At 34.8% G+C, this 25,968-nt stretch carries 17 protein-coding genes; 3 read left to right on the top strand and 14 right to left on the bottom strand.

Annotation, left to right across the window (positions count from 1 at the left end):
• Positions 1 to 45: 45 nt before the first annotated feature.
• From H6578_01505 to H6578_01490, 4 genes are all read right to left on the bottom strand, one after another.
• Complete coding sequence (locus H6578_01505; protein MCB9225832.1) at positions 46 to 6,591, bottom strand: gliding motility-associated C-terminal domain-containing protein; 6,546 nt, start codon at positions 6,589 to 6,591, stop codon at positions 46 to 48.
• A 47-nt stretch (positions 6,592 to 6,638) separates the two neighbouring features.
• Complete coding sequence (locus H6578_01500) at positions 6,639 to 11,612, bottom strand: gliding motility-associated C-terminal domain-containing protein (protein ID MCB9225831.1); 4,974 nt, start codon at positions 11,610 to 11,612, stop codon at positions 6,639 to 6,641.
• A gap of 110 nt (positions 11,613 to 11,722) precedes the next feature.
• The gene (gene nhaD / locus H6578_01495; protein ID MCB9225830.1) at positions 11,723 to 13,054 is read right to left on the bottom strand and encodes a sodium:proton antiporter NhaD; all 1,332 of its coding nucleotides are present in this window, start codon (positions 13,052 to 13,054) and stop codon (positions 11,723 to 11,725) included.
• A gap of 6 nt (positions 13,055 to 13,060) precedes the next feature.
• A complete protein-coding gene (locus H6578_01490) occupies positions 13,061 to 14,290 on the bottom strand; it encodes an amino acid dehydrogenase (GenBank protein MCB9225829.1) in 1,230 nt (409 codons plus the stop codon).
• 162 nt (positions 14,291 to 14,452) lie between these two features.
• Between H6578_01490 and H6578_01485 the strand changes: the two genes are divergently transcribed.
• The gene (locus H6578_01485; GenBank protein ID MCB9225828.1) at positions 14,453 to 15,613 is read left to right on the top strand and encodes an arginase family protein; all 1,161 of its coding nucleotides are present in this window, start codon (positions 14,453 to 14,455) and stop codon (positions 15,611 to 15,613) included.
• A 152-nt stretch (positions 15,614 to 15,765) separates the two neighbouring features.
• Here the strand turns inward: H6578_01485 and H6578_01480 are convergent, their stop codons facing one another.
• Both H6578_01480 and H6578_01475 read right to left on the bottom strand, forming a co-directional pair.
• Positions 15,766 to 16,905 carry a cystathionine gamma-synthase gene (locus H6578_01480; GenBank protein MCB9225827.1) on the bottom strand — a complete coding sequence of 380 codons (1,140 nt, stop codon included), beginning with the start codon at positions 16,903 to 16,905 and terminating at the stop codon, positions 15,766 to 15,768.
• A gap of 22 nt (positions 16,906 to 16,927) precedes the next feature.
• A complete protein-coding gene (locus H6578_01475) occupies positions 16,928 to 17,902 on the bottom strand; it encodes a polyprenyl synthetase family protein (GenBank protein MCB9225826.1) in 975 nt (324 codons plus the stop codon).
• An 84-nt stretch (positions 17,903 to 17,986) separates the two neighbouring features.
• On the opposite strand from H6578_01475, the gene H6578_01470 reads away from it, so the two are divergent.
• Positions 17,987 to 18,823, top strand: coding sequence for a dienelactone hydrolase family protein (locus tag H6578_01470; GenBank protein MCB9225825.1), 837 nt, complete (start codon positions 17,987 to 17,989; stop codon positions 18,821 to 18,823).
• Here the strand turns inward: H6578_01470 and H6578_01465 are convergent.
• From H6578_01465 to H6578_01430, 8 genes are all read right to left on the bottom strand, one after another.
• On the bottom strand, positions 18,820 to 19,212 hold the full coding sequence (locus H6578_01465; GenBank protein MCB9225824.1) for a hypothetical protein: 393 nt from the start codon (positions 19,210 to 19,212) through the stop codon (positions 18,820 to 18,822). The two genes, H6578_01470 and H6578_01465, sit on opposite strands and share 4 nt — an antisense overlap.
• Positions 19,213 to 19,226: 14 nt before the next feature.
• Positions 19,227 to 19,586, bottom strand: a complete 360-nt coding sequence (locus H6578_01460; protein MCB9225823.1) for a hypothetical protein — start codon at positions 19,584 to 19,586, stop codon at positions 19,227 to 19,229.
• A gap of 13 nt (positions 19,587 to 19,599) precedes the next feature.
• Positions 19,600 to 20,064 (bottom strand): NUDIX domain-containing protein, encoded by a 465-nt coding sequence (locus tag H6578_01455; protein MCB9225822.1) that lies wholly within the window; start codon positions 20,062 to 20,064, stop codon positions 19,600 to 19,602.
• Between the two features lie 12 nt (positions 20,065 to 20,076).
• Positions 20,077 to 21,711 (bottom strand): T9SS type A sorting domain-containing protein, encoded by a 1,635-nt coding sequence (locus H6578_01450; protein ID MCB9225821.1) that lies wholly within the window; start codon positions 21,709 to 21,711, stop codon positions 20,077 to 20,079.
• Between the two features lie 266 nt (positions 21,712 to 21,977).
• Complete coding sequence (locus tag H6578_01445; GenBank protein MCB9225820.1) at positions 21,978 to 22,565, bottom strand: DUF2202 domain-containing protein; 588 nt, start codon at positions 22,563 to 22,565, stop codon at positions 21,978 to 21,980.
• Between the two features lie 79 nt (positions 22,566 to 22,644).
• Positions 22,645 to 23,301, bottom strand: coding sequence for a hypothetical protein (locus H6578_01440; GenBank protein MCB9225819.1), 657 nt, complete (start codon positions 23,299 to 23,301; stop codon positions 22,645 to 22,647).
• A 70-nt stretch (positions 23,302 to 23,371) separates the two neighbouring features.
• A complete protein-coding gene (locus H6578_01435; GenBank protein ID MCB9225818.1) occupies positions 23,372 to 23,509 on the bottom strand; it encodes a hypothetical protein in 138 nt (45 codons plus the stop codon).
• Positions 23,510 to 23,521: 12 nt separating this feature from the next.
• Positions 23,522 to 24,982 carry an FAD-dependent oxidoreductase gene (locus H6578_01430; GenBank protein MCB9225817.1) on the bottom strand — a complete coding sequence of 487 codons (1,461 nt, stop codon included), beginning with the start codon at positions 24,980 to 24,982 and terminating at the stop codon, positions 23,522 to 23,524.
• Between the two features lie 135 nt (positions 24,983 to 25,117).
• Here H6578_01430 and H6578_01425 point away from each other — a divergent pair, with 135 nt between their 5' ends.
• Entirely contained in the window at positions 25,118 to 25,846 is a 729-nt protein-coding gene (locus tag H6578_01425) for a PorT family protein (GenBank protein MCB9225816.1), read from the top strand.
• The last annotated feature ends 122 nt before the right edge of the window (positions 25,847 to 25,968 follow it).

The following is a 25,968-nucleotide window of genomic DNA, read 5'->3' as shown; positions in this document are numbered from 1 at the left end:
ACTAAATATAGGAAAAAAACTCTTAAAAAAAGACTTAGTTATAATTTATCTTATTAAAGTAACATTTCCTTTAATACTTCCTTTTTCTTGAGATATACTTTTGGTATATTCTACATAATAAGTGTAAACGCCTATCTCTGCATCTCTACCTTTGTATGTGCCGTCCCAACCTTCTCTCCAATCATCGGTGTAATATACTAATTCGCCCCACCTGTTATACACTGTCATCTCAAAATAATCAAAGCCTTCTTCACAGCTGGTTACTACTCTAAACACATCATTCGCTCCGCTAGCATCAGGACTGAAACCCGTTGGTGCTAATACTACACAATTCGCTATGCAGTCTTCTAAGCCTATATTTATCGTATCACTTAATAAACACCCTGTGTAGTTCTCTACAAAGTTTACTATGTAATCTCCTGCTTCTGTCGGCATTACTGATGCTCCCAATGTTCCATTATTCCACTCATAACTGTGCCCATTGTAGTTTACGGTTATTATATCTATTTCGTGCATACAAAATGTGGTGTCTGCTACTCCATCTTCTACTGCATGTGGTTCAAATACTTCCAGCAACATGGAATCTCTTGTTACTCTTCCACATTCATCTGTCATTTCTATAATGTATATATTTTCATGTAGCGATACATCTAAATTAAATCCTAAACTATCACTTGTGGTGTTTACATAGTTGGCATTTCCTGCTAAACTTTGCTCTACTCCATTTGTTGATACATACCATTGTATTGCTGTTGTGTTTTGTGCTCCCACTCCAAGTGTTACGCCCAATCCACTACATACTCTTATATCTTCTAATGGTGTGTATTGTAATAAACGATTTACGTTTACCGTAGTATTGTATATGGAATCACAACCATTGGCTGTAGTTGGGAAGTTTACGCTATATGTTCCTGCTTGGCTTACTACTGTTCCATTTTCTAAGGTATAGCTTTCATCTTCGCAAATACTTACGGTATTGAAAAATTCATAGTTCATATATCCATATATGGTTTGTGTGGCTGTGCCTTCACATCCATTGGCATCTGTGCCTGTTACATTATAAACGGTACTTCCTTGATTTACTTCAAAAGCTTCTCCGTCTGTTACGGTATTTGGTGTCCAAGTATATGTTTGTGCTCCTGTTCCATTTAAGGTTACTTGCTCGCCTCCACATAAACTGTCGTTTGGCGATACATTTACGCCTACCGTAGGATTTGGATGTACTACTATGGTAATAGTTGTATCATTGGTACAGCCGTTTGCATCTGTGGCGGTTACTGTATATACGGTTGTTCCTACTGCTGGGGTAAATGGTGTTCCGTCTGTTATGCCTCCACTTCCTCCTGTCCATGTATATGGTGCTTGTGCTCCACTTCCTGTTAGGGTTAGTTGTTCTCCCTCGCATAGTGTATCATTTGGAGAAGCAGTGGCTATAATTGTTGGCAGTGGATATATGATGATTGTAATGGTATCTCTTGCCGAGCACCCTGTTGCGGTTTCTGTTCCTGTTACTATATAATCTGTGGTATCTACCGGTGGGGTAAAAGGAGTGCCATCTGTAACGGTAGCCGGATTCCAAGTATATGTTACGCCTGCTGTTCCACTTCCTGTTAGGCTTATGGTGGCTGGTGTACATAAGTTATTTCCTGTTGTATTGGCTACTACCGTAGGTGCAGGGGTTACGGTTACGGTTACCGTATCTCTATTTTCGCAACCATTTACATCTGTTCCTGTTACATAATAATCGTTTGAGCCTGCCGGTGGAACAAAATAAGCACTGTCTTGATAGTTTTGTATTCCGTCACTCCATGTATAGGTGCTTGCTCCTGTTCCATATAAGTATATTGAATCTCCTTCGCAAATAGCTATATCTGAAGCATTAGCTACTACTGTAGGTAATGGATTTACTATAATATTTATGGTATCTGTATCTGTACAGCCGTTAGCATCTGAAGCGGTTACTATATATTGCGAATTGCCTACCATAGGTACAAAAGCTACGCCATCGGATACTGTTGCCGGCAACCATGTGTATGGTGCTTGTGCTCCACTTCCTGTTAGGGTTAGTTGTTCTCCTTCACATAGTGTATCATTTGGAGAAGCATTAGCTACTACTGTTGGGAATGGATTTACGGTTACCGTAATGGTATCTCTGTTAACACAGCCATTTACATCTGTTCCTGTTACATAATAATCGGTATTGCCTATTGGTGGTGTGAAATAAGTACTGTCCGGTAAACCTGTACTCCAAACATAAGTGTTTGCTCCTGTTCCGTATAAATACAATGAATCATCCGGACATATTGCTATATCGCTTGTATTGGCTACTACCGTAGGTGCAGGTGTTACTGTTACGGTAACTGTATCTCTATTGTTGCAACCATTTACATCTGTTCCTGTTACATAATAATCGTTTGAACCAACAGGAGGAACAAAATAAACACTGTCTTGATAGCTTTGTGTTCCATCATTCCATGTGTAGGTGCTTGCTCCTGTTCCATATAAGTATATTGAATCTCCTTCGCAAATAGCTACATCTGAAGCATTGGCTATTACAGGTGGCAATGGATTTACAAGGATATTTATGGTGTCTGTATCTGTACAGCCGTTAGCATCTGAAGCGGTTACTATATATTGCGAATTGCCTACCATAGGTACAAACGCTACGCCATCGGATACTGTTGCCGGCAACCATGTGTATGGTGCTTGTGCTCCACTTCCTGTTAGGGTTAGTTGTTCTCCTTCACACAATGTATCATTTGGAGAAGCATTGGCTACTACTGTCGGGAATGGATTTACGGTTACCGTAATGGTATCTCTATTTTCACAACCATTTACATCTGTTCCCGTTACATAATAATCGGTATTGCCTATTGGTGGTGTGAAATAAGCACTGTCCGGTAAACCTGTACTCCAAACATAAGTTGCTGCTCCCGTTCCGTATAAATACAATGAATCATCCGGACATATTGCTATATCACTTGTATTGGCTACTACGGTAGGAAGGGGGTGTATATACACAAAAGAGGTTAAGATACTATCACATCCAGCAGGACTTAAAAGAGTATCTAATAAAACAGTATCTGATGAAACAACAAAACTTCCATTTTGAATGGTTGTATAACTTTCGCCAATACAAAGCGTGTCGTATATGCTATCTGTTAAATAAACAGAGCTTAAAGATATAGTTATGGAATCAACACAGCCATTATCATCTGTTAAGGTAAGTGTATAATCTCCTACAGGTAGATTATTTTCTTCTATTTTTGCGTTGAAGTAATTTACAGGCATTCCATTACTCCAAGTAAAGGTATATGGTCTTGTTCCTCCGTCTGGTCTTATGCCAATAAAGCCGTCATTTGAACCATAACAAGATGGATTGAGAACTGAATCTATAGAAAAAACAATAGAAGACGGTTCATTAATAGTATCTGTAGTAGTATAAGTACAGTTATTATTATCAGTAATTGTTAATGTATAAATTCCTGGGGCTAAGTTTTGTTGAATATCAAAAGTATCAGGTTTTGTTGTGTTAGTACCTAAATGACTCCAATCGTATGTGTAAGGGCTTGAACCACCAGTAAGCTCTACTATTATTTCGCCATTATTACTTCCCGTACATAGTGCGTCTGTTTTAGCAGAAGTTGCTACTAAGGATGCTGGTGCTGTTGGAACAACAACATCAATTGAGTCTTTACATCCTTCGGTAATATCTGTTACAACTACACTGTATGTTCCAGATTGTAAATTAGTTGCTGTTTGATTCATTTGTCCATCACTCCATAAGTATGAGTAATTGCCACTACCTCCCGTTACAGAAACACTTGCAGACCCATCAGGGCCACAAAGTGCTTGAGTAGAACTTGGAGTCAGTATTAAATCTATAACCGTAATCGTAATGCTATCTATAGCATCACACATTCCTGTAGAATCTGTTAAAGTAGCAAAATAGGTAGTTGTTGTATTAGGTAAAGCATAAGCAGGACTTGCATTGGTAGGCGATAAACCATTAGTTGGCGACCAAGAGATACTTCCGTTTGTAGTAATACCACCTACATTTAAAGTTACGGCATTTGTTTGTCCTAAGCAGATGTTTTCATCGGCAGGCATAACAGGAATAGGGACTTCTTCTACATATAAATCTTTAGTAGTTGGAGCAGATATACCACAGCAACTTGTTTCATATCTTAATTCTATAATATAATGTCCTGTAGTATCTACTTGAAGAGGACCAATTTGGTCTATATTGGTAATTTCTGTAGATACAAAACCAGTATTTGTATTAGTTATAGTCCAATGATAAATGTATCCCACTCCCCCGTTATTTGCATATGCAGCAACATTATCTCCTACACATATCCTATGTTCTCCTAATACAATTGGGGCATCAATATCAAAATCGGGAAGTACTTGACTATCCAATATTATATTAGCAAAACCAATATAATTATTACTTCCATAAGCTATGTTTTTCCGCCCTAATATACTATACTGAGTGGTTATAGTAGTGTCACTACCCGTAGTTGGAGAACTTCCAATACCCAAATTCCAAGAATTGCTGGATGCACTATTATAATCCATATTTGTAGCAGTACAGGCTACGTCATCCATTTGTATTCTTGGTTGCCCTGCTAAATTAAATGAACTTTGATTTGTTACAAATGCTGTCCCCGTTAATTGTATAGCTTGGGTAGTGCCCGGGCTACCTGCTAATGGAGTTGGACTTCCGTTTGCGTTTGAATTTCCTCCTGCTCCTGCCGCTCCTGCTGTTATATTACTTTGTATTAAATTAGTGCCGGCACCATTTGTGTTTGCTACTAATCCTCTTGCATCTCCTCCATCTTCTGCCGGGATTGACCACGCTTGATTACCTCCTTTGCCCGCTTGGCTCGTGTTTATTTGTGTTCTTACTAAATTATATTGATCGCAACTGTTTAACCTTACGCCTATTACATCTACGCCTGGTTCGCCTTGGAATTCTATATTTGGATTAGTAAGTTCACTTCTTATGGTTAAATCTTGAAATCTAAATCCTGTTTGGTTATTTACTTCTATGGCTACTACTTCCGGATTTGCACTAAATTCATTTGGGATACCACTACCTTGTATTAAAGATGTAGTAGTAGTAGATGTTGACCTTGTGGCGGTTCTTAAAATTCTTGTAGCTCCTGCTGTGCTAATTTTATCCCAGTTTATTGTCGGGTCAAACCCTCCTTCAAGTGTAATATAGCTTGTAACCTTATTAATAGTACTATCTGTTGTATAATCTCCTAGCGCCATTTTAACAATTGTACCATTACAAGCACCCTTTTCAAGTGCCGTTTCTAAATCTAATGGACTTGCTTTTGTGCCATCGTTTCCCGAAGATCCTGTAGGAGAAACATAAAGTACATTACATCCTGAATTTACAGGCTCAGCAAAAGTAATTGTAGCCGTAGCTGTATCGCTACAGCCATTAGAGGTATTAGTTCCTATAACACTATATGTTGTAGGAGCAGAAGGAGTAACATTTACGGTTTGCCCTGTTAATCCTCCCGGATTCCATGTAAAAGAATTAGCATTAGCAGAAAGAGCATTTAAGGTTACTGTAGAGCCTGCACAAGTAAAAACATTTTTAGGGGTAACATCAACTTCTACCTTTTCATAATCTATATGTACACTGTCTTCTACATTTATTTGTAAGCCATCGCATCTTGTATAAGTTGTTCTTGCGGTATATGTAGCTCCTCCATTAGGTGGACAAACATTTATAGTTGCACCAGTACCTACGGGGGTGCTTCCTTCATACCATTCTACTGGAGTATATATAGGTGGTCCGTCTGGCACAAACTGCCATGCCTCCGGAGTTGTAAGTGTCCAAGATCCTGTATTTCTACCCGGAGGGGTATAGCCAACATTTCCAGCTGGGTTTTGTATGCCTATAACAGTATTTCCATTATTCCAACTATTACAGGTTGGTTTTACATCTACGTAAACTTCAATTATGTTAGTAGTTTCATAAAGTACCATCATGTGGTTAGTTCGGAGGCTTGTACAGCTATAGTAACCCAAATTTTGATATACAACTATTAATTTTCTACACGGTGCTTGCCCCGTTAAATACCATCTTACAGAACCAGAAACAGAAGGATCTATATCGTGGTAAGGTCCAAAAATATTTCCTGCACTATTTAATGCTGTAGAAGGCACACTAGCACTGTATGACCAAGGATGAAATCCATTAGCTAAGCCAGTATTAAAACTTATCGCTCCATTTGAACCAATAACCGCTGAGTTGTAGGTTTGACCAAAAAAGCAAAAAGGGAAAGGTAAATTTATCACGCCACTCCATACATCGTCTGTATTTACAGATATGCCAGTACCTCCAGGTGCATTATAAGCAATAGGAGGAGCGTAAGGGATAGAATTAACAACATAGGTATTGGTTTCTCCCACTTCAAAAACATCAGCACTTAAGTTTGTACAAGTTTGACTACAAGGCAAAGTTTGGTCTGGACTTGCTGTAATGTCAGGACATCCTGTAGTGCCTTGACTATATGCTCTTATATAAGTAAAGCATAAAAAAAGAATAAAAAAGTACAGTTTTTTCATATATATTGGAATGTAACCAATAAATGTAATGAAAAAAAATTAAAAAATTATCTTATAAGGGTAAAATTTCCGTTTAATGACCCTTCTTCATTTGAAATATTCTTGGAATACTCTATAAAATAGGAGTAAACCCCTATTTCTGCATCTTTGTTTTTGTATTTTCCATTCCAACCTTTTCTCCAGTTGTCTGTAGCAAAAACTAATTCGCCCCACCTATTATATATTTGCATGTTAAATGTAGCAATACCTTCATCACAACTAGTTACTATTTTAAACTCATCATTAACATTATCGTTGTTTGGGCTGAAACCCGTAGGGGTTAATACAACACATTTAGCTATACAATCTTCTAAGAATACATTTATAGTATCGCTTAACTCGCAATCGGTATAATTTTCAAAAAATGTTACTATATAATCCATAGATTCTGTCGGGTATATTGTCTGTCCGTTCTCTCCATTGTTCCAAGAATAATTATATCCATTATAGTCTATAGATATTGGATAGATTTCGTGTTCACAAAATATGGTATCTGGATAACCATTTTCTACAGGGTGAGGCATAAATACTTCAAGTTTCATAGTGTCATAATACATTCTACCACACTCATCTGTCATTTCTGCAAAGTATAAATTATTGCTTAAAGATGTGTCTAATGTAAAACTTAACCCATCTTGATTAGCATTTGTATAATTAGAATTTCCTACCAAAGAATTAGTAACTAAATCATCAATAACAAACCATGAAATATTATCTATGTTTTGAGCATTTAAACTTAATGTGTAATTATTCCCATCACAAACTATGTCATCTTCCATAGGTGTATATTCCCCGATTAAATTTACACTAACTGTTATGTAGTATATTGAGTCGCAACCATGTTGTGTTTGAAATGTAACAGGATAAGTGTCAGCTGTATTTACAACAGTTCCATTAGGTAAAGTATAAGTTTCATCTTCACAAATACTTACTTGTTGATTAAATGAAAAAGTTGGATAGCCATATAGATTTATGTTTGCAGTATCGGCACAATTGTTAGCAACTACACCAATTACTTCAACAGAATTAACTCCGTTTGGCATCTCGTAAGTAGTAGTCGCTCCATTTGCTCCAAAAGACCAAGTATAATTAATTGCTCCATTAGCTGTAAGGGTTAGTTGCCCTCCTTCACAAATACTGTCATTTGGAGTAGGAGTTATACTTACAGTAGGTTTTGCAAAAACATGAATAGTTATTGAAGTATCATTAGTACAGCTATTAGCATCACTTGCAGTAACGGTGTATGCTGTAGCTCCTACAGGTGGTACAAAAGGAATTCCATTTGTAACGCCATTATTCCAATTATATGGAGGCGTAGCCCCATTAGCAGTAAGTGTTAGCGACTCTCCTTCACATAAGGTGTCATTAGGACTTGCTAAAGGAATAATTGTTGGTAGTGGATAAATTGTTATGGCAATAGTATCGCTGTTTGTACAGGTAGTTGTAGCATCTTCACCTATTACAATATAGTTAGTTGTTCCAATAGGAGGAGCAAACGGTACACCATCTGAAATACCTGAATTTACCCAAGTATAAGTGTCTGCTCCACTTCCTGTAAGAGTAATAGTTGCCGGAGCACATAGATTATTTCCAGTAGTATTAGCCACCACTAAAGGTAAAGCATTAACTGTTATATTAATGGTATCATTATCAATACAGCCAAAAACATTAGTATAAGACACAATGTATTCATTGTTCCCCACAGAAGGCACAAATGCTTGATTATTTTGAACTCCGTTATTCCAAATATATCCACCTAATGCTCCACTTCCATATAATGTTACCGATTCCCCCTCGCAAAGAAGTGTATCGGAAGCATTGGCAGAAATTAAGGTTTCTGTCCCTGTTTCTATGTTTACTGTGTCAAAAGAAATACACCCATTATTGTCTGTTCCTTCTACAAAATATTGATTTGAACCTAAAGAAGGATAAAAGTAGGTGCTATCTATAACTCCTCCAGACCAATTGTAATTTATAGCACCTGAGCCATATAGCATAATAGAATCACCATTACACAAGGAGTCATTGGGGTAAGCTAAAGCAACTACCGCAGGTAAATTATTTACTTTTATTTTTATGGTATCAAAAGAAGGACATCCTGTAGAGAAAATTCCTTCTACTACAAAAACAGTATCATTTAAGTTGGGTTGAAAAACGGCACTATCTGGCAAACCATGACTCCAATTATAAGAATTAGCAAAACCTGTGGCATACAGATAAATACTCTCGCCTATACAAATGCTTGTATCTGACGCGTGGGCAACTATTGGCGTGCTTGTATTTGCAGTAATGAATATAGTATCGTAATTTATACACCCGTATATATCTTCTCCTTCTACAAAGTGAGACGATGTGCCTGCTGGAGGAGTAAAAGGAATTCCGTTTGTAACATTGCCATTATCCCAAGTGTAATTTTGAGCTCCTGCTCCTGTAAGCGTTACATTATCTCCTGCACAAACAGATGTATCAGAGGCATTAGCTACTACATTGGGGAGGCTTCTTGTGGCTACGGTTATAGTATCTCTACCAACACACCCCGTTGAGTTTTGAGCTTCAACTGTGTAAACAGAACTTCCATTTGCTAATAAGAAATATGTACTATCTATAACACCCGAACTCCAAGTATAGGGATTAGATGCACCTGTACCATAAAGCATAATTGAATCGCCTTCGCAAACAGTATCATTTGGATACGCATGGGCTATAACATTTGGTGCTTCTATTATTGAAATAGAAACGGTATCAAAAGAGGGACACCCTGCACCTAATTCGCCTTGCATTATAAATGTTGTATCATTAATAGATGGCACAAAATAAGTGCTATCCGGCACTCCATTATCCCAAGTATAAGTGCTTGCTCCTGTACCATATAAATAAATTGAATCGCCTTCGCAAATAGCATAGTCTGAGGCGTGAGCTGTTACATTAACAGGCTGACTTACATTAATGGTAATAGTATCATAAGATGCACACCCAGCAGAGTCTGCAGATACTACGTAATCTGTTGAGCCTAAAGGAGGTATAAAAGGAACGCCATCTTGTACTCCGTTGTCCCAAGAATAATTAGCACTGCCTGTTGCAAATAGGGTTACATATTCTCCTATACAAATATTATTGGTGTCTGAGTTAGCTACTACGCTATAAGGAGCTTCAACTATTATGGTAATAGTATCATAAGAAGCACACCCAAAAGCATTATATCCTGCCACTATATAATCCGTGCTGCCATAAGGTGGGGTAAATAAAGTATTAAAGGGTACAGCTCCTCCATTTATATCATAGCTTACTCCACCTAAAGCTCCAATTCTAATTTGTTGTCCTAAGCATATATTATTTCCAGAAGAATAAGCATTTATATTGGGTCTGCCATAAACAGTAACTGATACGGAGTCAGAACTTAGACATCCATTTGCTAAAGTGTCATATACATAATAAGTTGATGTGCCAGCAGGAGGTAAAAAGGGTACACCTTCTTGAGCTCCATTTATCCATTCCCAATTAGTGCCACCAGAAGATATTAACGTAACAGAATCATCATAGCAAACTACATTAGTATCTATATCTGCAAATATAGTTTGATAATTTTCTACTAATACTCTTACGGTATCTGATGCAATGCATCCACTAGGAAAAGAACCAGTAACAACATAAGTTGTATTAGTGGTAGGCGTTGCTATAACAGTATCTAAAGAATCGTTGCTTAGCGTGTTAGAGGGCGACCAGCTTAAAGATAATGCCGTAGGATTGGTTGTAACACTTAATGTGGAACTTAACCCTACGCAGATTGAATCATCCGGACTTGCCTCAATATTCCCTTGTCCACCTATTACGTTTATTGCATAAGTATAAGTGCCCGACCCTACAACAGGACACCCATCATCTGTTACATTTACCGTAAAAAAGTTTAATCCAACATCACTAACTGAAGGAGTCCAGCAAAACATAGCTGACGCATTTGGCGTACCATTATTAGAGGGCGTGAAAGTCGCTGTAGGTATTTCATTATTCCAAGATAAAGTAACATTATCGCCATCGGGATCTTGAGCATTTATGTTAAAGCAAACGGTACTATTAGTGCATGCAATAATTTCGTAATTAGAAGTATCATTAGTATAAGTGCCATCAACACCAGAAGAAACAGGAGGTTGATTTGAGCAGTTAATTACCGTAAACTGCATATCTCTGTTTATTTCTCCAATTAAAGCACCGCCTCTATATTCTTGTATTTTAATACATATAACTCCCACAATTTGTTGTGTAGGAGTAAATGATATAGCACCAGTATTAGGGTCAACAGTTATACCAGATGCTGTTGGGAAAGGGTTAGTTCCAGAATAAGAACCTGAATAATTAACCGTAGCTCCTGGCGTATCATAACAATCTCCAATAGTAAAGTATAAAGAGTCTCCATCTATATCTGAAACACCATGATTATATATTACTGGTTGATTGATACAAACCATAGAACTGGGAGGATTATTAAAAGTAGGAGATGAATTGCATGGGATTGAGTTGTCAAGATGAGCAGATATAGCTGTGCCTTCAGAACCAGGATTAGTTATTGTATTTATGGCATCGTTTCTACAACATTGATCCCAAGAAATAACCCAATCATTGGCTTCACAACCTGTAGGAAGTGTAAAAGTGCCTTCATAAACATACTCTTCTATACCATAAGTCCCTGTTGAATTATCGCAGGCAGAAACCTGACTTGGACATAAGGGTGTTATATCTGTTTCTGTACCTACGGGATTTAAAGTGATAGAAGTACTAATGCCACAAATAGTTGATTCATAATTTACGGTTTGTGTTGTAGCAGGGGATATACCATTGCAATCACGGTATAAAGTTAATCTTATAGTGTAGGTGTTATTTGACGAACATACGTAAGTTAAATCTGCACCCAAAAGATGCGATGCTTTTATATTATTTATAAAAAATCCAAAGAAGACTAAAAGTAATATTAAAAAAATCTTTTTCATAAATCCATCCCAATTCGTAAAATTAAAAAAATGCAAGCTTTTTTTATAGGAAACATGCAATTTATTTGATTAAAAATTCAATATAACAGATAAACACTATTTGTGTTCCCCTACGAAACCCTCAACATTGGGAAGATATAATGGTTGGTAAAGTAAAATACAGCAATACCTACTGCGTATCCTACTACCGCCAGCCAAGCAATTTTTTTCAAATACCAAAAGAAATCTATTCTTTCCATACCCATAGCTACAACTCCTGCTGCTGAACCAATGATAAGCATACTTCCTCCCGTACCTGCGGTAAATGCTATTAAATGCCAGTCGGGGTGGTCTAATGGCAAGGCGGGAAACATTCCCATGCTGGCAGCCACTAATGGCACATTATCTACTATGGCTGAAGCAAAACCTAAAATAATTACAAAAAAGTCAGTGCCTATACTCGCTTCTACAGATTGTCCAAGTTTAAAAATTAAACCTAAAGACTCTAAAGCCGCCACAGTCATTAATATTCCTAAGAAGAAAAGCAAACTTGGCATTTCTATTCTTGATAAAGCTCTATGCACAGGATTAGCCACATGCCCACCGCTGTGGTCAGCGTTAGTAATACTAAATTCTCTTCTGCTAAGTACTTCTGCAAATACTGTAAAAATACCTAAAGAAAGCATCATGCCTATATACGGAGGAAGATGAGTAAAAGTTTTAAATACAGGTACTAATATGATTAAAAACAAGCCTAAATAAAGCATAAAATCAGCATATTTACTTTTAGACTCACTTTCGTCTTTAGGCGTTTCAAAAGTTCCTTGAAAAGCTTTCATTCTGCTGGCTATAAAAACAGGAACGGCAAAACAAACTATTGCCGGTATTACTATGTGTTCTATAAGTTTAGCTGTAGAAACTTTGTGTCCTATCCAAAGCATTGTAGTTGTTACATCTCCTATTGGCGACCATGCTCCTCCGGCATTAGCAGCTATTATTATTAAACCAACATACCATATTCTTGTATCGTGGTCGTCTAATAATTTTCTCATTATAGTTATTAAAACAATAGTGGCGGTTAAGTTGTCAATAATAGCAGATAAAACAAAGGCTAAACTTGTCATTATCCATAGTAATTTCTTTTTTTGGTTAGTCTTTATAAATTTCTTTATAACCGAAAACCCGTCAAAAGCATCAATTATTTCTACTATGGTCATAGCTCCTATAAGGAATATGAGTATTTCGCAGGTTTTTCCAAAATGATGCAAGAGCATGGCATCTAAAGGTGCGTTCTCTAAACCGTGTTCTCCTATTTCAAACACAGGAAGATGCGAAACAGCAATTACTGCCCAGGCTAAAGCCATCATAACTAAAGCGGGTACAAGTTTATCTATTTTAATATTGTGTTCTAAAGTAATAGCTAAATAGCCAAGTATAAAAATAATTACTACTAAAATTTCCATTGAAAGTTATATAAGTTTTTTGATAGCTATTTGCAATGCTGCTTTTGCTATATTTTTATCGTTATTGTTTATTTTATTTACTTCTTTTAGGGCTTTTTCTATACAGTTTGAAACATCATTAAAAATAGCTTCGTCAGAAATTTCAATTTTTTCTTCCATTAAATAAGCAAAAGTTCTTGCCATACCACAGTTAGCTATAAAATCGGGAATTAAAGCTAAATTATCATCTGCAAATTTTGCCGTATCTCCAAAGAAAATATCGGCATCTTTAAAAGGTACGTTTGCACCACTGCTTACTACGCTACAGCCTTTGTCTATTAATCTTTTTATCTGATTGTGTGTTACCAATTTTGATGCTGCCGCAGGAATAAATATATCGCAACTTAAATCCCAAATTTTATCGTTTACTTCTTCAAAACTAAGCATATTTGAAGCGTATAATTTATTGCCGTCTCTTTCTTTTAAAAGCGTAGTTATTTCATCAAAAGAATAGCCTTTTTCATTTATTAAACCACCATCTTTATCTATTATTCCTATTATTTTAGCTCCATTTTTTGCTAAATAATATCCCGCAGTTCCTGCCACATTTCCCCAACCTTGCACTACTACTTTTTTGTCTTTTAAACTTTCATTTTTCCATATTTTGTAGTAGTGTTTTACCGATTCTGAAACGCCCCAGCCTGTTATTAAATCGGCAATTACAAAGTTTTGGTTTAAATCGGGCGTATATTTTGGGTCTTCTACTTTTTTAGAAACACCTTGTCTTAGTTGACCAATTCTGTGTATTTTTTGGGCTTCATTGGTGCCAAAATGTCCATTTACTACACCTTCTTGCGGATGCCACAAACCATAATCTTCTGTAATAGGAATAACATCTTTTACTTCATCTACATTCAAATCGCCACCGGTGCCGTAATAGTTTTTAAGTATGGGAATAACTGCGGCAAACCAACGCTCTAACACTTCATTTTTGCGTGGGTCATTGGGATCAAAATTAATTCCTGATTTTGCTCCGCCAATAGAAGGACCGGAAACGGTAAATTTAATTTCCATTACTTTAGCTAAAGATTCTACTTCTCCTCTATCTAACCCAAGCCTCATACGCGTGCCACCACCAGCGGCTCCGCCTCTTAACGAGTTAATAACTACCCACCCTTCTGCATCAGTTTCGGGGTCGTTCCATTCAAATACTATTTGAGGTTTTTTGTCTTTATATTTTTGAAGTAAAGAGTCCATAATTATCTAATTGTTGGTTTGAGTGGGCAAATTTACAACATTATATGATAAAACACTACTGTCTTTTTTAATCTACTTTCCACTATTTAAAAAGATAACTTTTAAAATATACTTTCACTTTACTGTATTAACTTTTTTACCTTTATTGCCTAAATTGTTACTATGATTTTTGATTTTATAGAGCCTGTTGATGTAAGCAAAATAGATTTATCAATAGATAAATTAGACCAAAATCAGTTGGGTAGTAAAATTTATATTAACACCAATAACCATATTGAAAATGAAGATAATTTTAATATGGTTTTGCTGGGTGTATTAGAGAATAGAGATGCTTCTGTAGATGAAGCAACCATGAGAATGGGTTTGAATAATGTAAGAAAAGAGTTTTATCAATTATACAGTCATTTTGAAACACCTAAAATTTTAGACATAGGCAATGTAAAAATGGGAAAAACAAAGAAAGATTCTCATGTGGCATTAGAGCAGGTACTTCAAGATTTGAACGAAAAAGGATTGACCGTTGTAGTAATTGGTGGTAGCCACGAAATGTTTTATAGTCAATACAAATCTTTTAAAAATAGCAGATATGATATAGACGTGGTGGTGGTAGATGCCGTAATAGATTTTAATAGTACCGAAGAGTTAAATTCCTCATCGCATTTATACCACATAGTTACTTCTACGCCCAATTTTTTATTTACACTAAGTCATTTAGGACAGCAGTTGTATTACAATTCTCCTCAAAATATTGATAAAATTGAGGCTTTAATTTTTGAATCAAGACGAGTAGGACAATTGCAGCAAAATATATTTGAAATAGAGCCAATAATACGCAATGCCGATTTAATGAGCTTTGATTTATCGGCTGTTAAAAGTGCCGATTCCCCAGCTAACGATAAAGCCTCTCCCAATGGACTTACGGGCGTAGAAGCTTGTCAACTATCTCGTTTTGCAGGCTTTAGCAATAAGCTACATTCTTTTGGTATTTATGAGTTTAATCCGCTTTTTGATAGTAATAATCAGTCGGCAAAGCAAATAAGCCAAATGATTTGGTATTTTATAGAAGGCTATACTAACAGAAAATCGCACGATTATCCGGCAGAAAGCAATAAAGAGTTTACTAAGTTTTTTGTAAAACAAGAAAGCACAAGCTATGAATTGGTTTTTTGGAAAAGCAATTACAGCGGGAAATGGTGGATGGAAATTCCCACTAAAGAAGATGGCGTGGTAAAATACTTACCTTGTAGCTATCAAGATTATGAAAACGCCATGGAAGATGAACTTCCAGACAACTGGATGAAAGTGTTTAGAATGTTAAATTAATATCAATTATCAATCTCAAATAATCAAAACTATTTGAGATTTTACAATGGTAAATGATGTTAGAGCAATACCGCATGGATATCCAAACATCTTATTTGTCTATCTGCTTTACTTTAAACCTATCAGTTTAGGAAAATTATTTTATTGAAAATTTATCCCAATGCCTGTTTCAAATCGGCTATTAAGTCATCGGCATCTTCTAAGCCCACACTTAAGCGTATAAGAGAATCTACCACACCACTTTCTTGGCGTTTTTCATAAGGAATAGCTGCGTGCGTCATGGTGGCGGGGTGTCCTATTAGGCTTTCTACTCCGCCTAAACTTTCTGCCAATGAAAATAAGTGTGTTGATGAAACAATTTTTTTAGCATCTTCTAATTTATTCCCTTTTAGAGAAAAAGAAACCATACCGCCAAACCCACGCATTTGTTTTTTGGCAATAGCATGATTTGGGTGTGTTTCAAACCCCGGCCAATATACTTTATCTACTTTGGGATGTGTTACTAAAAACCGTGCTATTTTTTCGCCATTTTCACAATGGCGTTGCATACGCAAATGCAAGGTTTTAATACCTCTTAGTGTTAAAAAAGAATCAAAAGGACCACATACCGCACCACTTGAATTTTGTATGCGATACATCTCTTTGGCTAAATTTTCATCGTTTACCACCATAGCACCCATTACCACATCGCTGTGTCCACCCAAATATTTTGTAACAGAGTGTACTATAATGTCTGCTCCTAAATCTAATGGGGTTTGAAGGTACGGTGTGGCAAATGTATTATCAACAGCCACTTTTACTCCGTGTTTTTTTGCTATATTAGAAACCGCTTCAATGTCTATAATATTCATCATAGGGTTGGTGGGCGTTTCTATCCAAATTAGTTTTGTATTGTTGTTAATTTGGTTTTCAATATTGGCAACATCAGTCATGTTTACAAAGTGGAATTTAATACCATATTTTTCAAAAATAGTAGTAAAAATTCTATAAGAACCACCATATAAATCATTGGTAGAAATAACTTCATCGCCCGGATTTAACATTTTAAGCACACAATCCATAGCAGCCAAACCACTGGCAAAACAAGCACCAAATTTCCCATTTTCTAAAGCAGCTATACTTTTTTCTAAAGCGGCTCTTGTTGGGTTTCCCGTTCTGCTGTATTCATAACCCTTATGCTGCCCTATTCCTTCCTGTACATAGGTAGAGGTTTGATAAATAGGTGTCATAATGGCACCGGTAGCACTATCCGGTTCTACGCCTGCGTGAATTGTTTTTGTTCCAAATTTCATGTTTATTCTTTGTTTAATTTATTTAAAAATTACGTTCTATAGTATAGTTAAGCAAAAGTGTTAAGCTCTTTTTAGATTCGCTATCTGCAAAAGAGTTCAAAATCTCTATAGCTTTATCTCTGTATTCGTACATTTTTTGTTTGGTATATTCTATGCCGTTACTCGCTTTTACAAAATCTATAACTTCACGTACTTTTTTAGTGTTTTCGTTTTGATTTTTTACTATGTTTATTATTCGTTTTTTATCTTTTTTTTCGGCATTATTTAAAGCATAAATTAAAGGCAAAGTCATTTTTCTTTCCTTAATATCTATACCTCTTGGTTTCCCTATTTCTGCTTCGCCATAGTCAAATAAATCGTCTTTAATTTGAAAAGCTATTCCTATAGTTTCGCCTAATAATCTCATTTTTTCTACAAGCGTACTATCTTTAGTGGCACTGGCGGCACCTATAGCACATGCCGAAGCTATTAAAGAGGCTGTTTTCTTTTTTATGATTTCAAAATAAATATCTTCTTTAATGTCCAAATTTCGGGCTTTTTCCATTTGCAATAACTCGCCCTCGCTCATTTCTTTTACCGAATTAGCTAAAATTTTAAGTAATAAAAAATGGTCATTATCTAAAGCTAAGGTTAAGCCCTTGGCAAGCAAATAATCGCCAACTAATACGGCAATTTTATTTTTCCACAACGCATTTATAGAAAAAAAACCTCTGCGTTCTATAGAATCATCTACTACATCATCGTGCACTAAAGTGGCGGTGTGCAAAAGCTCTACCAAAGAGGCTCCATCGTAAGTAGCATCAGTAACAGAACCGCACATTTTTGCCGATAAAAAAACAAACATAGGTCGCACCTGTTTGCCTTTTCTTTTTACAATATAGCCCGTAACTTTATCTAACAAAGCTACATTGCTTTTCATAGCTTGCTTAAAACGAATTTCAAACTCGTCCAGCTCTTGCTCTATTGGTTCTTTAATGTCTTGTAGCGTTGAAGCCATTGTTTTATTTATGATGCGAAAGTACGGAATTTAGTATGATTATTTAATAGATATGCAGATATTAGATTTCAAAATAGACGGTATATGAAAATTGAGAAAAATATAGTTGTACCTTATTTGCAAAACAATATACGTGCAGATGTATATTTCAAAGAGCAAAACAAAGGAAAATTACTCCTGTTTTTACATGGGTTTAAAGGATTTAAAGATTGGGGAGCTTGGCATTTGGTAGCTCAAAAATTTGCAGAGGAAGGTTATATTTTTGTTAAGTTTAATTTTTCTCATAATGGAATTGGGCAAGATAATTTTCAAGAGTTTACTCGCTTAGATTTATTTGCTCAAAATAATTATACTAAGGAGCTGGATAATGTAAAAACTGTTTTAAACTGGATAGAAAAAGATAAGTTTTGGAACGATATAAATGTTAAGGATATTTCAATAATAGGGCATAGCCGAGGAGGCGGTATTGCTTTGCAAAGTGCTTTTGAAGATAGGCGAATAGATAAAGTGATAACATGGGCTTCTATTTGTGATTTTAATAGATTTGGAACAGCAGAAAACATACAAAATTGGAAAGAACAAGGCTATAAAAATTTTTATAACGGACGTACCAAACAGGATATGAAAATTGGCTTTCAGTTTTATGAAGATTATGAAAACAATAAAGCAAAACTGGATATAGAAAACGCAGTTAAAAAACTAAATAAACCACAGCTTATAATACACGGCACGGCAGATGAAGCAGTGGGTTTTAGCCATGCACAAAGATTGAAAAATTGGAACGCTAAAGCAGAATTACATTTAATAGAAAATGCCAATCATGTTTTTGGTGCTAAGCATCCTTACGCGGATAATCATTTACCTAAAGATTTAGGGGAAGTGGTAAAAATTAGTTTGGGGTGGTTATATAATCTTTCTTAAGATAGGGAAATACTAATATATAGAATTAATCCCCAAAATAAAAAGCCAATAAATGAATAAAAAAGACTTTGTTTGTTTTTCTTTTTATATCCATCACCAATATATAATAAACTTAGATCTTTTAGGAATATAAATAGTAAAGGACTAAATATTATTATCATTATTTTTTCTTTTGTTGTAAAAACTGTATTAGCTTTAATATTAGAAGAACGTTTATTCATTTTAATTTTACTTAATCTTCTATTTTCTTGATTTTCAATTGAATAACCTCTTTTTACTAATTCTTTCTCAGCTAAAATAACTACTTCCGGAATCCAATCTTCTTTTGATTCAATAACTTCAAATAATTGTTTGTTTGTTCTTTTTGCTATAGGAGGATATATTTTCATCAATTAAAAAAATATTATTGATTATACAAAACAATTTCGTTACTAGCCATAGTTTCAAAATCTGGACAAGTATTAAACCCCGCAATACCTCCAAACCGACAAACTTCATTTTTATCACAATCATAAACCATTATCATAGCATCAGCACAACCAGTACAATTATTGATAGCAAATACGTACTCATTATTGTAAGTGTATTGTTTTATACTTTGCCTAAATTGAGTCATGTCTTGGTCAAAATAATCTTTGATTTCTTTAAGCCATTCAATTTCTTCTAAAGGATTGTTTACATTGCAAACTTGTTCTATTGAATCTGATTTTTTACAAGAAAATCCGAGCAGTAATAGACAAATAGGTAATAAAATGTTTTTCATAGTAAATTTTAATTTAATATTTTATAGATTTATACATTTCAGGTGAATTTTCATTAATGGCAAAAAACCAATCTATAGGCATTTCAGGATAAAAAGTTACCGTTGCTAATTCTTTTTTACTCAACCATTTTAACCCTTGCATTCCAAAATCACTTTTTGGTGTAGTATAGTGTTTTTGTTGCTTGCTTCTTTTTACTTTAAATATCGCTTCTATTTGGTGAATACCATTTTTCCATGATTCAGCCACCGCTTTGGGATTGTGGTTTATAAACTCATTAAGTAATATTAAATATTCTACTTCAATATTAATTCCTGTTTCTTCTAAAAACTCTCTTTTAACACATTCTTCTAATTTTTCTCCTACCTCTAAAGTTCCTCCCGGTAAAGAAAAGTAGGTTTCTCCTTTTATATTATATTCTACAAAAAGTACTTTGTTATTTTCTATTAGCAACCCCCTTGAACTATTGTTTAGTAGCATTTTAAATAGGTATTATTTTTTCAAAAGTTTATAGTGATATTTTTGGTTCTGAATGGTTAATTCTATCACATAAATTCCTTCACTTAAATCTTTTAAGTTAATATTTTGAACACCATTTAGTTTATTGCTAAAAGAATTATAAACCATAGCTCCGGTAATGTTGTAAACTCTTATATTATCACAAGAAATATTTTTAAAATCAATGGTTAATTCATCTTTAACGGGATTTGGATAAATTCTTATTTGTTCAGTATTTATTTGAAGTATTCCCGTAGTATCTTGCTCTATCATATACCTATTGCCTTGGGCTAATGAATCTTCATAATAAGTAAAAATATCGGGAAATAATGTGTCTATTATGGTATTATAAACATTTGGTTGGCACAAAATAGTATTGTTTAATAATGTAGCAAAAACACCAAAAGTAATTTGGTATTCTTCCATATAATTTAGTGTAGTATCTCCACTACACTGTACGTATCTTATATCATTAGGAGAATTACCACAAGAACATTCAGATATTTCAGAAGAACTGCTTGGATTTCCAGAATATATATAGTGAGTTGGAAAACCAGCTCCATAACCAGAACAAGTACTAACCAATGGGCTACCATCTTTCCATTTTGCTGTCATATAATTTCTAAATTCTGGGGCAATATTAGGGTCAGATTGAGGTCCGCCAGGGGTGTTATTAAAATGATTGAAAGAAGTCATTTTTTGATTTAAAAAAACAGTACTAACTACAGGATTTAACCCCGAAACTAAATTTGCATTATAAGCAAATGCCATATTGTTTATGGTATCGCAACCTACATAATCATCTGTGGCATTACCTACGTCTGGGTCAACAAACAAACCAAAGTAAAAATCATTTAAACTACCGGCAGTTTTTTTAATAACTTTCACATCATAAAGAGTAGCATCATTAAGCATTAAAGTATCTAAGGTATATGAATAAGCCATAAATTGTACCTCAACGCCCATTTGACTTCCATTTGTTCTATTGTGTGACCCACCTATATCGTTTACTACCCAAAAAATTGATTTGTCTCCTTTAATCAAAGGATAATCGCCATTTTCAGGGTCATAAATTCCATTGTTATTGTAGTCAAAAAAAGGAGCTAAATCATCAGTTATGTTGTATGTGGTAATATGTGCATTCCCTTTAGCCGGCCATAATAATATATCACTACTTATATTTGACAATGGAACAGGCAACCCCGAATTTATATTGTAAATATGGGTATCAACGTCAGTTTTTGATAAAGTCCAAAATTTATTAAAATAGCTACATGATGCATTATCCACTGTACCAGTAGCTGAATTAATAGGCCCAGGGTAAAAATCAAAACCTTGCCCCCTGTACGTCATAGCCGCAGTTTTTAAATTGCCACCACTATCTAAAGCACTAAGCCAAATAGCTCCACTAAATAGAATATGCATAGGTGTGATTCCAGAGTTAGGGTCAACTTTAGGAAATTCATATCCGGGACTTTGAACTCCGTCCCACCAAAAATCGCCACCGTTTAAAAGTGTGGCTCTCACATTATTAGCGTCAAGATACGTTAAAGCAGAGGGTGTATTGCATTGGCTAAATACAGAATGAATGTTTAAAATTAGCAAAGACGAAAGTAAAAGATTTTTCATAGAATTTTAATTTTCACACAAGATAAAAAATAATAATGTAAAAACCAAATAAATGTTTGTAATAGTTCTTTCACACAATATTCCAATCTCGTTTTTTAGTTAGTAAAATATACCAAAGACAAAATTGCATGAAATTGGAACTCTAATGCAGAATTACATTTAATAGAAAATGCCAATCATGTTTTTGGTGCTAAGCATCCTTATGCGGATAATCATTTACCTAAAGATTTAGGAGAAGTGGTAAAAATTAGTTTGGGGTGGTTATACTAATTACAACTCGTGTGGGAGTTGGATAAAATGCTATTGTACTCAGTTTCAGTTAAAAATTGTGGCGTATAGCTTTCCCCGTTATCTTCAATAGCACTTACAAAACTTCTTAAGTGATTTTGTGAACCGCATTGCAATTTTTCATAAGTTTTAATTAACCGAGTGTTTGAGGTAGCATTAATATATTCCGCTAAATCTACAATGTCTAAGTCTTCTATAGTTGCTCCTACATGCAAGGCATTTGAGTTGCTTATTTCGCCCTCTGAAATTAATTGATTATATAAGGTTTGTAAATGCTCGTTAGAAAATTGACCTTCGGGTAAAATATTATAGTTTATATTGTAGTCCTCAAGAATAGTGGCGATTGAATTAATATGGTTTACTTCACTGTTTTTTATATTGTCAAACTGATTTATGCCCCATAAATTGTATAAATAGATATAAACATCTCTTGCTAACTTTTCTTCTTCAAGCATATAACTTAATCCGGCTTTTTCTTCTTCTGATAAACTATTTTTATCTTTATTACAAGAAATACTGGATAAAGTTATAACTACTAACACGGTAAAAATCATTAACTTTTTCATGATAACTTATATTTTGTATTCATCAAAGTTAGTATGATTTTATATTAGTGATGGTGATATTTATCACTATATGTGCATATTATTTTTTTAAGATTTTACTAATTAGTATTTGCGTAATATCTGTCGTTTTTTCTAAATATCCGTTAATAATTTCTTCTGTAAAGTCATCCTCCATAATATCAGCCCTCATCATATCATAATCTATAGCACTTCCTATTTTAGTAGTTTTATCTTTAATGGGTTCTAATAATTCTTTTTTGCGAGCTAAATCTTCGGCTTTTATTTGTTCTTCAAAACTTTGTGTATAATATATAAAACCCAAAAACTCATTATTTTTATTATATGCTGCTACAGCTTGTAGGTTGTTTTGTGTAGCAACAGTTTCAACGGTATTAATAAAATTTTGGTTAAAGATTAACTCTCTTTGTTTTTGTTGTACCAGTTCGTCTTTATATTGTCTATATCTATCTATTTCACTACTCAAGGCTTCCATTTCTTGGTAATTATTAGAATCTACTTCTTCAAACTTTTGGATTAATTCTTGTAAATCGGGATGTTGATATAAAGCATTAATAATACTATCGGAATATTTATTTAAAACTTCAGTTATATAAGGTGTGTTGGGATCATTATCTATAACTTCATCCATATCAACTTTTCCTATAGTAGTTTGTTGAGAAAAAGATAGGGAAACAGAAAACAGAAGAAGATAAATTAGTATGTATTTTTTACTCATAATATTTTTTTATTAGTTTAAAATAAAAGCTAAGATAAAATAAAAATATTAGAAAGAGTTACTACATTATCTAATTATTATCTCTTGTACCTCCGTGTCCAAGTGCCACCACACTTATTATTTTAATATTTAAGTAGATGAATCTAAAAAATTGAAGAAAAGGATTCGTCATTCTTTTTTTGTCTTTTTTGCTTATTGTTTTTTTCATAATAATATGTTTTTATTCAGGAATTAACCACCAGAAAGGTCGCATTTTTGCTTTCCATAAAAAAGCAAAGTGTAACGAGTATTTAACCCAATGCCCCGCCAATCCCATTTCTCCAAAAGTTTTGTTTAAATCTCGCCCTCCCGTTTTAGCGTATTTTTTATAGTCGGGCACAATAGGAAAAGTAGTTATAGAAATAGCTGAACCTTTGGTTAGCCCAAATCCTGAAGAGGCGATACATGCAGCACCCATATTTCCCATAGAACCTTTGTGATGAGGTGTTTTATGCTTGTCATTTATCATATCTATAATGTTATCTGCTACTAACTTGGCTGTTATACCCGATGGCATACCTGTACGTGGTGGACTCGGGAAAATAGCTGTCCCATTTTTACTTGTTCGTGGCTGTGAAATAGTATGAGGGGGAGCAAAAGCAATACCGGGAGCAAAAATATTATCATAATTAGGATTTTGATATGTTTCCGGCCAGTCTTGAACTGTCCATTCTTCGTAGGGTTTTGAGGTATAATTAGCATCTACGAGCATAAAACCCTTAAAAAGTTTGTCGGTAATATTTTCTCCTGTTTTACTAAAAGCTTTAAAGCCATGTCCTGCAAAAGCAGGAATGAGCATAGCAAAGTCAAAGGTTTCTTCTTTATATTCTCCGGCTAAGTTTTCGTAATAGCAAGTGTTGTTTTCTACTTTATATACTCCGGCTCTTTTTATAAAACGAATATTGCGATCGTTAAAAACCATTTCAACCATATCTTTAGAGCTCATGGTCTCATTCCCGTAAGAAAGTAACATGCCGTCCATACCAAAATCGCCCATTTCATATTCGTTAGAAATCCAAGTTATTTCAAATTTATCCCTAACTCCAGCCCGGCTAAGTTCGTTTTCTACATTTAAAATATACTCAAAAGCAGCACCTTGGCAAGTAGCTTTAGGATGTCCTGTCCCTATAAGTATTTTTATTTTTTTATTCTTAGTAGTTGCTAAAGCTTTTAATTTTTCTAATCCCTCTGCGGCATGCACAGCGTGATTATACGTGCATACAGAAAAAACATCATTTTGTCCCGGATTAAGCCCTTCGGTTTGTTCAAAAGCTAATTTCGGTCCGGTAGCGTTTATTAAATAATCGTAATCTACTTGTTCTGTTTCTCCTTTTCGGCTTTCAGAAACATATTCTATATTTACAAAACCTTTGGTGTGGCTTTCATTTCCTTCAGGCCAAAAATCTACAACTTTAGCCTGTTTGTAACCAATGTTTTTCTTTTTGTATAAAGGAGCTAAAGGAAAAATAATGTCTTTATAGTTCATACGGTTAACACCTACCCATATATTAGAAGGCACCCACTGATAATTGCTGTTGGGAGAAACTACAAGAACTTCGTGTTGTTTAGATAGTTTTCTGCGTAGGTGGCTTGCAGCCGTATGACCTGCAATACCTGCTCCCAATATTACTATTTTAGCCATATTTTGGTTTTTAGCATACTAAGGTATTGCTATTATAAAAGGTACTGTGTGATTTTTGTCGCAGAAGAATTAAATACTCACACAATATTCCAATCTCGTTTTTTCGTTAGTAAAATATACCAAAAGCAAAATTGTATGAAAAAGTTAATAATAGCTCTTGTAGCAGTAGTGTTAGCTATACCAGCCATAGCCCAGCACGAAGTAGGTGTTAGTATAGGTACCACACATTTTTTAGGAGATTTTGGTGGCGGACCAGGCACAGGTACTATCTTTTTAAAAGATATAGATTTAAAATCTACAAGGCATGGCGTAGGAGTGTTTTACCGCTATAATTTTGCCAAAGTACTGGCAGTACGTGCCGAGTTGCTTCACGGTATTTTATATGGCAATGATGCTTATTCTGAAGAAGCCAGTCGCTTAGCAAGGCAATTACGCTCAACTGCTTCGGTTTTTGATTTATCTGTACAAATGGAAGTGAATTTTATTCCCTTACGATTTTGTAGTGGCAAAGCACGTTTTTCTCCTTATGTGGCGGCAGGTGTGGGTGTGGCTTATGCTAAACCCCAAATAGCTTCTAATACCAGCGAAGGAATACCCACATCGGAAATGCAGTACATACAAAACGACAAACCTATTGTGTTTAACATTCCTATAGGTGCAGGTGTAAAATATAAGCTGAAAAATAATATAGTTTTAGGTTTAGAAGCCAGCTACCGTTTAGCTTTTACCGACCAGTTAGATGCTTATGTGCGTCAAGAAAAAGACCAATACTTTTTTGTGCAAGCTAAAGTTTCTTATGTTTTTTGCAAAGGTGGCAAAGGCAAAATGAGTAAAGATATGTCTTGCCCAACATTCAAATATTAAATTTTGTTTTTGGTGGTTTTTGTTGAATGAAAGTTCCGAGCTGATTATCAACTCGGAACTTTTTTGCATAATAATTGTGTATAACTTTCTGTAAAATTTAACAACAAAGAGTTCAGTTTTTC

This window comes from Chitinophagales bacterium (assembly GCA_020635995.1).
GTDB lineage: Bacteria > Bacteroidota > Bacteroidia > Chitinophagales > UBA8649 > JAFMKE01.
The sequence above is the reverse complement of the archived record's forward strand: the minus strand, read 5'-3'. Positions and strand labels throughout refer to the sequence as shown.